Origin of the sequence: Aureimonas ureilytica DSM 18598 = NBRC 106430 (assembly GCF_000382705.1) — a bacterium.
GTDB lineage: Bacteria > Pseudomonadota > Alphaproteobacteria > Rhizobiales > Rhizobiaceae > Aureimonas > Aureimonas ureilytica.
Map to the genome: position 1 here is coordinate 1 of NZ_ARQE01000032.1, position 9,338 is coordinate 9,338.

The following is a 9,338-nucleotide window of genomic DNA, read 5'->3' on the forward strand; positions in this document are numbered from 1 at the left end:
ACGACTACGCCTTTCCGAGCCGCGTCGATCATACAACCCACTTGAGCACGCGCCAGTACGCTCGTCTCGTCGATGAATGGGTCGCCGCGATCGGTCTACGTAAAGAGGACTATGGCACGCACTCGCTCCGGCGGACGAAAGCGTCGATCATATACAAGGCGACCGGCAACTTGCGCGCCGTCCAGATCCTGCTCGGCCACACGAAGATCGAGAGCACGGTGCGCTACCTTGGCGTCGACGTTGAGGACGCACTGACCTTGGCTGAGAGTACCGAGGTGTAACCCTCGACTAGGCCGGCTTCACGCTGGTGCGGAACGGCCGCTCTCAGAACTCGACGGTGGCCGTTCCAACCGCTGAACAGGGTGGAAAGGCGACTGTCCGCTCCTGGCTACCTTTCGACGGAAGCGGACGTTTCGCGGAAAGGGGGACGGCCCATTTTTGCTGTGGCTCGATCGCGATTTGGGCGTCAGGAAGGCCCGTATGAAACGAATGCGATCTTGTTTCCGTCTGGATCGCGGACATACGCAGCGTAGAAGCCGTTGCCATACTGCGGACGGGGACCGGGCTCCCCCTCGATCGATCCGCCCTGCCGAATGGCGATCTCAAACAATCGATCAATTCGGTCGGGCTCGGGAACGAGAAACGCCGTCATAGCTCCGTTTCCCGAACCGGCCGGCTGTCCATTGAACGGATAGCCGGTGAAGAAGCGAGGCGCCGTGTCCACGGACTTCGATCCCCAAGAGGCGACCTGGGCATCGCTGTAGCACCGCTCGTAGCCCATCTCGGTGAAGATGGGTTCGTAGAAGCGACAGGCTCGATCCAGGTCGCTCGTTCCAACCATCGTGTATCCGATCATCCAGACCTCTTTCGCATCACCAACCGCGACGTCCGCTATCACGGATCATTTTAGATGGATTTATCGACCGCAACGGGTCGGAAGCGGATAGACCGCTTCCGGGCGTCCGCATCCTCTTCCGACTGAGACCGGGTGGGGTGGATTGCGGTCAGGCAGCTTTGGAGCATGACCGCCGGGAATGCGGACATAGCTGCGGACACTAGCGTCGCCCGCCTCCGCAACCTTCCGCTTGGCGGAGTACTCGGCCGTAGGGAGAAGGTACGACGCGCCGTACCAATATGAGTTCAGAAGCACTTCGTTGCTCGAGATCTACCTGCGTGCTTCCAGCCGCGGCAGTAGGAAAGTCAACAAACCAACGAGCGGTAAGAACGAGCACATGACGTAGACGGTCTCGATGCCGACGCTGTCTGCCCAGATGCCGAGCAGGGCGGCCGCGATGCCGCTGAGGCCGAAGTTGAGGCCATAGAACAGACCGCCGATCAGGCCGATCCGATGGGGAACCAGATCCATCGCGTAGATCATGATCGAGGCGAAGGCGCTCGCCATCACAAGGTTGATTAGTACGGTCAGCGCTCCCGTCCAGAACAGGTCGGCATAGGGCAGCAGGAGGGTGAATGGCAGCGGGCCGAGGATCGAGATCCAGATGATGCGGTAGCGACCGATGCGGTCACCGACGATGCCTCCGAGCAGCACACCGACCGCCGACGCGATGAAGAACACGAAGAGCATCATCTGCGACTGCGGGATCGAGACGTCGAAGCGGTCGATCAAGTAGAAGGTGTAGAAGGAGCGGAAGCTCTCGAGATAGGCAAGCTTCGAGAACATCAAGACGGACAGGACCACGAGACCACGCGCCACGATCTCGCGCGGATATGGCGAGCGATCAGGGTGACCGCCCGACCCTGTGGTGTGAGCGGTCATGAAGTGGCTGCGGATGGTTGCGTGGTGCCGAGCCGTCCAGCCCATCAGGACCATGGCGAGGAGCGCCATGGCAGCGAACCAGGAGAGGCTCGCCTGCCCCCGGGGGACGATGATCAGCGCAGCAAGGAGAGGTCCCAGCGCGCCGCCAAGCTGGCCGCCGACTTGGAAGATGCCCTGCGCCAGCCCCTGCCGGCCGCCGGAGGCATGGCGTGCCGAGCGTGTCGCCTCGGGATGGAACACCGAGGAACCGATGCCGATCAACGTGACGGCGAAGAGGATCTGCCCGTAGCTGTGGGCGTATGCCAGCCAGACCACGCCGCCCAGACTGAAGGCGAGGCCGATGACGGTGGAGTAGGGCAACGGGTGGCGATCAGTGTAGAGGCCGACCAGCGGCTGGAGCAGCGATCCCGCGAGTTGGAAGGTCAGGGTGATGATACCGATCTGGGCGAGGTCGAGCGCGAAGTCGCGCTGGAGGATCGGGTAGACGGCAGGGATCAGCGACTGGATCGTGTCGTTGAGGAGGTGCGAGGCTCCGAGCGCGAAGAGGATGCCGAGGAACACCCTGGGCCGCGTGGCGGATTGGTTGATCGTGTCCATGGGTCTTTGCCTCCCGGGCGGATGGTCGTTTGCGAGGATCGGGCGGACGCCCAGTCAGATGAGATGCAGGGCGATCAGCAACGAGACCGCCAAGAGAAAGCCCACCATTACGAGGGCGAAGGGCAGCATCTCGCGATACGCGGCCCGCTCGAGGCCCGGCGTGCCGGCAAGGCTGCATGCGATGGACAGGCGGACCGGCGAGACCATGTTGAGCGATAGGGCCGCAACGTGCTGCAAGGCGATCACCGCCGCTACGGTCAGTCCCGCTTCCGTCGCTAGGCTTACCTGCGAGGCCATGAAGAGGCCGTTGGCCGCATTGCCGCTGTTAGCCAACGCTCCGAACAAAGCCGAGACCATCGGGGTGAGGAGGATCGCCCAGTGCCCAAGCACCAGGACGATCCCCCCAGCCAGACCGTCCGCGATGCCGGACGCGGACAGGAGTTCGGCCATGATCGAGAAGGTGACGATCGTCAAGATCGCCAAGCGGCCCGTGTCCCAGGCTCGCTGAAGCTCGGCGCGGAAGGCGCTGCTATGCCCACGGGCCAACCCTGTCAGGACCGCTGCGACCATGAGCCAGCTTCCGGCGTGGAACAGTGGCGACCAAGCCGGAGCGCCGGCGTACGGCTGGACCCGGCCGACGGCCTGAAGCGCGTGTTCGAGCGGCGGCAGCAGGCGGGTCAGCGTAAGCCAGCCGATCAGCAGGGCGAACGGTGCCATGCGACGGCCGGTCCTAAGAAGCGCAGCTCGATCCGGCCGCTCGTCGACGAGGTAGCGAGCGAGGATCAGCGGTCCATAAGCCGCCAGCATCGCCGTCTCCGGGCCGAGAAGCGCGGTAGCGGCGGTCACAAGGAAGAGGCCACTGCAAAGCCAGCCGAGTTCGCTCAAACGTTCCCGTGTCCCTCCCGTGACCCCGGCCCTGTCGGCCAGACGCCAGAAGAACGGAAGCCAAAAGAGGTTGAAGGCGGCCATGATGAAACTGGCGTGGAAGGCGAGCGTCGTTGGATCGGTGCGCGCGAAGGCCGCCCCGACGATGGCGCCGCTTCCCATGCCGCCCCAGAGGATCATGGTCTGGCTCATGAGCGAGAGCGCTAGGAGGTGGACGGGCGGGACATCGAGCCTGCGCACGAGCATCATCGTGCCGATGATCCCGACGCCGAAGCCCGTCGCGGCCTCTGCAAAGGGGCCGACCAGAAAGCAGGCGGTGAACAGCAGCCGCCGTCTTGCCCTCGCATCCATCAAGGAGGTTTCGACCGGAACGGCCGCAGCACCAGGGCGCATGGCCATCTGCCAGAACAGCAAGCCACCGAGGATGTAGGGAACGACGATCCATCCAACCCATGCACCCCGGAAAGCAGCGCTCAGGGCACCGTCGAACGAAAACGGAATGGGTGCCGCTGCCAGCGCAACGATCAGCGCCGACACCATGCCGACGAGCGAAGCGGGAAGGGTTCCCACACGACCGACCCCGATGGCGAGCGCCACGGAGAGCGCAGGCAAAGTCCATATGAAGTACAGCACGCCCGACGACTTTCCGGATGCTCGCTTACCGCTGCTTAGAGGCCTGGATGGGCTGGTGGCTGATGCATTCAATCATCCGCAATCCGGGAGTATTCGATCTTGATGCCCATCTCCTGGTACGCGGCGACATCGTCCGGAAGAACGTCACCTTCCACGATGAGGGTGTCGATGGCGGAGACATCGCCGATCTTGTAGGGGGCCACGGTCCCGAGCTTGTCCTTGGTCAACGCGATGACGAGGCGTGAGCTCTGCTCCAAGAAGCATCGCTTCACCTCCACCTCGTCGTGATCCAGGGCGGTGATCCCGACTTCCGTATCAATCCCGCAGGCGCCCAGGATGAACATCCCTGCGAAGATGTTCTTGGCCTCGCGCACCGTCTGCGCACCGTGGCATGCGCCCTTCTCTGCATTGAAGACGCCGCCGATGAGGATGATCTTGCATCGCCTGTGGTCGGACAGGGCGATCGCGATGGCGGGCGAGTTCGTGAACACCGTCAGGTCGATGTCCCGTCGGATCTTCCTAGCTATCGCGATGTTCGTCGAACTTGCATCAATGAAGACGGTCTGGCCGTCGGTGATGAGTCTCGACACGACCTCCGCCAGCCCTTCCTTCACCTGCGGGGAAGCCGTCTCGCGATATCCGATGTTTCCCGGATCCGGCGCGGACAGGAGGGCGCCGCCGTAGACGCGCTGGCAAAAACCTTGCCGCGCCAGTTCCCTCAGGTCGCGCCTGATCGCGTCCTCGGAAACTCCGTACTCGTTGGCCAACTCGACCGCGACGACCTTCCCGCGCGCTGTCAAACGCGCGCGGATCGCGAGTTGTCGTTCCTGTGCGAGCATCCATTTGTCCTCGATTTCGAATGTTGTTGCACGTTTTTCCTCAGTGTGCAATGACGCTCATACAGCAACTGAAATCGGTGGCATCATGTCGGTAGCAAGCGCGAAACTCGGCGTCTCGGGAAGGCGTGAGCAACTGGCCACGCGTCTGACCTTTCTCCTAGCCGGCCTTGGGATGGCGGCTTGGGCACCACTCGTTCCCTACGCCAAGCAGCAGGTGGGAGCGGACAACGCCACACTCGGCCTGCTCCTCCTATCCCTGGGTCTGGGGTCGATCATCGCGATGCCGGCGACGGGGATCCTTGCGAACCGCTACGGCTGCCGAGTCGTCATCGTTGTGGCAACGATCGGCATGGCTTTGATGATGCCGGTGTTCCCGATCGTCGACACGCCGATCCAGTTGGCTGTCGCGCTCGCGATCTTCGGCGCCAGTGTCGGCACGGTGGATGTGGCCGTGAACATCCAAGCCGTCATGGTCGAGAAGGACAGCGGCCAAAGCCTGATGTCCGGCTTCCACGGAATGTTCAGCCTCGGCGGCATCCTAGGCGCAGGGGGTGTCAGTCTCGCGCTAGGGGCGGGAGTGCCCCTGGGATCGGTTGTATGGGCGATCAGCGCGGTCCTCATCCTGCTCCTGGTGCTGTCTTACAACGGCCTTCTCACATACGGTAACAAGGAAACTGGTCAGGCCCCCATGTTCGTCGTGCCGAAAGGCATCGTCATCGTTCTGGGCGTTCTGTGCTTTCTCGTGTTTATGGGTGAAGGGGCAATTCTCGATTGGAGCGCGATCTTCCTCGTTACGAACCATGGGTATGAACAGGCGTCGGCCGGGATCGGCTACGCCTCATTCGCTGTGATGATGACCATCGGACGGCTCCTGGGAGACAGGGTCGTCGCCAGATTGGGCGGAACTCGCGTCGTTCTGATCGGAGGACTGCTTGCGGCTACAGGGTACGCCGTCGCCGTCTGGGCCTCCCAACCGCTTCTGGCTCTCGTTGGTTTCGCATTGGTGGGCGCAGGGTTGTCGAACATCGTGCCCGTGTTCTTCACGGCCGCCGGCCGCCAGACAATCATGCCCACGAGCCTTGCGGTCGCCGCCGTAACCACGCTGGGCTATGCAGGCATCCTGCTCGGTCCGGCGATGATCGGTTTCATCGCCCAAGCGTGGAGCCTGAACGTCGGCCTGCTCCTACTCGCGATTTTCATGATCTTTGTCGCCCTCGTCGGTTCGCTGGTGTCTCGAGCGGGATAGCGGCACGACGCCGCGTTCCTTGGCCCCCTCTGTCTCCGTCGAATGGTCACTCGGTTCCCTCATTGCATTGCAGGGGACCTTGAGCCGCCCTCGGTCTGTGAACCCAACGCCTTCCAGCCGGTCGCTTCCGATACGAGCCATATCGGGGTCGGTCCTGTGTGGTCTTCGATCTGGAAAAGACATGTCCTTTCATATGCTGACACGGGAGCGGATTGCTCGCTCCCCGGACAAGCCGCGCGACACCAACGTCCCGCTGATGCTCCTCTCGTTGGCCCTTGGCGCGTTCGCCCTCGGCACCGCCGAGTTCGCAGCGATGAGCCTCCTGCCGAGCATCCGCGCCGGGTTCAGCGTCGACGCGCCGACCGCCGCCCACGCCGTCAGCCTCTACGCGATCGGCGTCGTTGTCGGCGCGCCTGCGATCGCGATCGGCTTTGCCAGGATGTCGCGCCGGATGCTCCTCGTTTTGTCGATCGCCATCTTCGCGATCGGGAACATCGGAAGCGCCCTGGCCCAAAGTTTTGAGGCACTACTCGCCTTCCGCTTCCTCAGCGGCCTTCCCCACGGCGCTTACCTCGGCGTGGCATCACTGGTTGCCGCCTCGATGGTCAGTGGCGAACGTCGCGCCCAGGCCGTTTCCTACGTCTTCCTCGGTCTCACCACCTCTGTGATCTTCGGTGTCGGTGTCGCGACGGCCCTTGGCCAGATGTTTGGATGGTACATCGGCTTCGCCATCCCGGGCGCCATCGCGGCCCTCACCGCAATCATGATCCTCGCCTTCGTGCCGAAGGACAGGCCGGATCCATCGGCAAGCCCGCTTGCGGAGATCAATGGCCTCAAGGATCGAAGGATCTGGCTCACGCTCGCCACCGGGGCGATCGGCTTCGCCGGCTACTTCGCGGTCTTCTCCTTTACGTCCTCGATCCTTCTTGAAGTTACGATGGTCGAGCCCTTTTGGGTGCCCGCATTGATGACCGTGTATGGCATCGGGATGTCCCTCGGCACCCTGGTTTTCGGCTGGCTCGCCGATCGCAATCTGAAAGTGACCCTGACCGCCATGCTAGCCCTCAATGTCGTTGCGTTGGGTGTTTTCGCTTTCGTCGTCTCGTCGTTGCCGGGCCTTGTGATGACAATGCTGTTCATCGGCGCGTTCAGCGCGTTGGGCGGGGTCCTGCAAACCCGTCTCATGGAGGTGGCTCGGAACGCCCAAACCTCGGCAGCCGTGCTCAATCACAGCGCGATGAACTTCGCGAATGCCTTGGGGCCGTGGCTTGCCGGCCTTTCGATCAGCTTGGGCTACGGCTTGCCGTCGGCGGGCCTCGTCGCGGCCGGGTTGTCGATCGGCGGTTTGGCGATCTGGCTCTACGGCTGCTGGGACGACGCAGGATCCCTCCGGAAGGATGCGGGCGTTTTGTAGAGCAGTCGAAGCATCCGCTGACCGATCGCTACACGCTTCACAAGATACGCGAATGGGCGGTTCGGAAGGTGCCCTCGCGTTCTGCACTCACGACCAAGCGATGACTACGCCTTCTGTACCCCCTTCAGTCGAGCCAGTCTTATCGAGAACTTCCGCCGCAACGTGTTCGTAACTTCCGCGGACCGGACCAAATCTAATGACCGCTCTGGATGATGGTGAACTGCCCATCGAACGTCTAGCTTGGGTCGATTTCTGCCTATCCGGCCTTCCCGATTGGGATCGCGTTTCGGGAGAGCGTCGCTCGGTTATGAATGCGGAAAAGGGATGCCGTGCCGTTTGGAAAGCGCGTCGAGGATCGCATCCTTGCCTTCGGCGAACAGGCGTTCGCCATAGCTTCCGGTCGCTAGACCCTCACCGGTTCCATCGGCGAAGATAAGCACGGGTAGCGACTGATTTTCGGCTCCGATCAGTTCGACGACCTCGCTTCGGGGCCGAGGCCATTCGATCCGCAGCACGTCGATCTTCTCCGCAAGCTCGGGAAAGCTGGCGATCACCCCTTCCATCAGGGCGCAATGCCAACAGTAGAACCGGGTGCCAGGAAATGCCGGGTCGGCGAAATCGGGTTTGAGAAGGATGAGCGTGTCGCGTTCCATTCGGGCCTCCGGCGCTTCCATGCTCCTCCAACAGGCGGTCTACGCCTTCTCGCAAACGAGGGTATTTTTGAGAATGGCCGGGTCGAACGCGGATGGACCGCTTCCGGGCGTCCGCTGTCCTCACCGCTTGGAACCGGACGAGGCCGAAACCTGATCATCCGGTTCCGGTGATAGGCTGCCGGAAGCAGACCGTCTCCTAACTGTGTCGTAGGAAATCGCAGCCGGTGCCGCAGTCTTGAACCGGGCTGGCCCTTATCATCCGCCCACATCATGCCGAGTGGAAACATGGCGGGCTGCCGCCTCGTTCGCGGCGGAAAGACTGTCGGCGAAGGCCGTGCCGACGGCAAGAGAGCTCACGAGCGCGCCGACGAATGCGTCGCCGGCTCCGTGCGTGCTCACGAGACGCACAGGCAGAGCTTCCAAGGCGATCGGAGCACCGCCGGACTGAATGCCTGCGACGCCAGCGCCTCCAGCGGTGACGACCACGCCGGGAAAGCGAGTCACGAGGTCCCGTGCGGCATCGGTCGCCGATGCCAGATCGGTGACCTGAAGACCGCAGAGTTCCTCCGCCTCGATCGCGTTGACGATCAGCACGTCCACCAATGCAGCGAGTTCGCCCGGAAGCGTTCGGAAGGGAGCCGCGTTAAGGCAGACCGTCGCTCCCGCGTTGCGCGCGGCCCGGGCGGCGGCAAGGTTCACGGAATCCGGCACTTCGTTCTGAAGGATCAACGCCTTGGCATCCGTCCACAAATCCGCATTCGAAATCGCAGTCGTGTCGATCTCCAAGTTGGCGCCCGATACGATCACCGCACCGTAATCGCCTCCGGCGTCGGAGATCGCGACGCTCATGCCCGAACCGATGCCGGACAAGGTGGCGACACGCGTGGCATCGACGTCCAGGGCATGGAGTGTGGCGAGAAGGAAGCGGCCGAACTCATCATCGCCCACGGCGCCGGCCATGCGAACGTCAGCGCCCGCCTTGGCGGCGCTGACCGCCTGATTACCGCCCTTGCCACCGAACTTCGGCGCCCAGGCGTGGCCGGTCACCGTCTCGCCCTTGCGCGGCCTGTCCGGCGCATCGACCATGATGTCGTAGTGCAGGCTGCCTACGACGACGACCACCGGCTTCCGGGGCATGTTCATGAATTTCGCCGCTTGGTTTTGACGGCCCCCATCGTGGCCGCGAGATTGCGTTCTGCCGCCTTGAGGTCGCGCTGGGCGACGGCTGCGAAGACGGCGTCGAGAATGATGAGCTGGGCGACGCGGGCTGCCGCGTTCTCGCCCAGAAGCGGCG

The 9,338-nt window shown here is 63.1% G+C and carries 9 protein-coding genes and 1 pseudogene; 3 read left to right on the forward strand and 7 right to left on the reverse strand.

What is annotated here, in order from left to right; all coding sequences use genetic code 11:
- On the forward strand, positions 1-281 hold a 281-nt coding region (locus B146_RS0124125; protein ID WP_019999046.1), incomplete at its 5' end, for a tyrosine-type recombinase/integrase.
- A 185-nt stretch (positions 282-466) separates the two neighbouring features.
- Here B146_RS0124125 and B146_RS0124130 read toward each other — a convergent pair.
- The 4 genes from B146_RS0124130 to B146_RS0124145 form a co-directional block, all read right to left on the reverse strand.
- Complete coding sequence (locus tag B146_RS0124130) at positions 467-856, reverse strand: VOC family protein (protein WP_019999047.1); 390 nt, start codon at positions 854-856, stop codon at positions 467-469.
- A 309-nt stretch (positions 857-1,165) separates the two neighbouring features.
- Entirely contained in the window at positions 1,166-2,374 is a 1,209-nt protein-coding gene (locus tag B146_RS0124135) for an MFS transporter (protein ID WP_019999049.1), read from the reverse strand.
- A gap of 54 nt (positions 2,375-2,428) precedes the next feature.
- The gene (locus B146_RS0124140) at positions 2,429-3,892 is read right to left on the reverse strand and encodes an L-lactate permease (protein WP_019999050.1); all 1,464 of its coding nucleotides are present in this window, start codon (positions 3,890-3,892) and stop codon (positions 2,429-2,431) included.
- 68 nt (positions 3,893-3,960) lie between these two features.
- Positions 3,961-4,731, reverse strand: a complete 771-nt coding sequence (locus tag B146_RS0124145) for a DeoR/GlpR family DNA-binding transcription regulator (protein ID WP_019999051.1) — start codon at positions 4,729-4,731, stop codon at positions 3,961-3,963.
- A gap of 85 nt (positions 4,732-4,816) precedes the next feature.
- Here B146_RS0124145 and B146_RS0124150 point away from each other — a divergent pair, with 85 nt between their 5' ends.
- Positions 4,817-5,977 (forward strand): MFS transporter, encoded by a 1,161-nt coding sequence (locus tag B146_RS0124150; protein WP_019999052.1) that lies wholly within the window; start codon positions 4,817-4,819, stop codon positions 5,975-5,977.
- 181 nt (positions 5,978-6,158) lie between these two features.
- The gene (locus tag B146_RS0124155) at positions 6,159-7,391 is read left to right on the forward strand and encodes an MFS transporter (RefSeq protein WP_019999053.1); all 1,233 of its coding nucleotides are present in this window, start codon (positions 6,159-6,161) and stop codon (positions 7,389-7,391) included.
- Positions 7,392-7,696: 305 nt separating this feature from the next.
- Here B146_RS0124155 and B146_RS0124160 read toward each other — a convergent pair whose 3' ends face one another.
- The 3 genes and pseudogenes from B146_RS0124160 to B146_RS30035 all read right to left on the reverse strand — a co-directional run.
- Complete coding sequence (locus B146_RS0124160) at positions 7,697-8,044, reverse strand: DUF3088 domain-containing protein (RefSeq protein WP_026358906.1); 348 nt, start codon at positions 8,042-8,044, stop codon at positions 7,697-7,699.
- Positions 8,045-8,299: 255 nt separating this feature from the next.
- Positions 8,300-9,187: a ribokinase gene (locus tag B146_RS0124165; RefSeq protein WP_019999055.1), complete on the reverse strand. Its 888-nt coding sequence runs from the start codon at positions 9,185-9,187 to the stop codon at positions 8,300-8,302.
- Positions 9,184-9,338 (reverse strand): annotated as a pseudogene (locus B146_RS30035) (MurR/RpiR family transcriptional regulator); the annotation flags it as partial. The pseudogene B146_RS30035 and the gene B146_RS0124165, both read right to left, overlap by 4 nt.

Coding starts and splice junctions, on each gene's coding strand:
- B146_RS0124130 (WP_019999047.1), bottom strand. CDS start 856: ATGATCGGATACACGATGGTTGGAACGAGCGACCTGGATCGAGCCTGT.
- B146_RS0124135 (WP_019999049.1), bottom strand. CDS start 2,374: ATGGACACGATCAACCAATCCGCCACGCGGCCCAGGGTGTTCCTCGGC.
- B146_RS0124145 (WP_019999051.1), bottom strand. CDS start 4,731: ATGCTCGCACAGGAACGACAACTCGCGATCCGCGCGCGTTTGACAGCG.
- B146_RS0124150 (WP_019999052.1), top strand. CDS start 4,817: ATGTCGGTAGCAAGCGCGAAACTCGGCGTCTCGGGAAGGCGTGAGCAA.
- B146_RS0124155 (WP_019999053.1), top strand. CDS start 6,159: ATGTCCTTTCATATGCTGACACGGGAGCGGATTGCTCGCTCCCCGGAC.
- B146_RS0124160 (WP_026358906.1), bottom strand. CDS start 8,044: ATGGAACGCGACACGCTCATCCTTCTCAAACCCGATTTCGCCGACCCG.
- B146_RS0124165 (WP_019999055.1), bottom strand. CDS start 9,187: ATGAACATGCCCCGGAAGCCGGTGGTCGTCGTCGTAGGCAGCCTGCAC.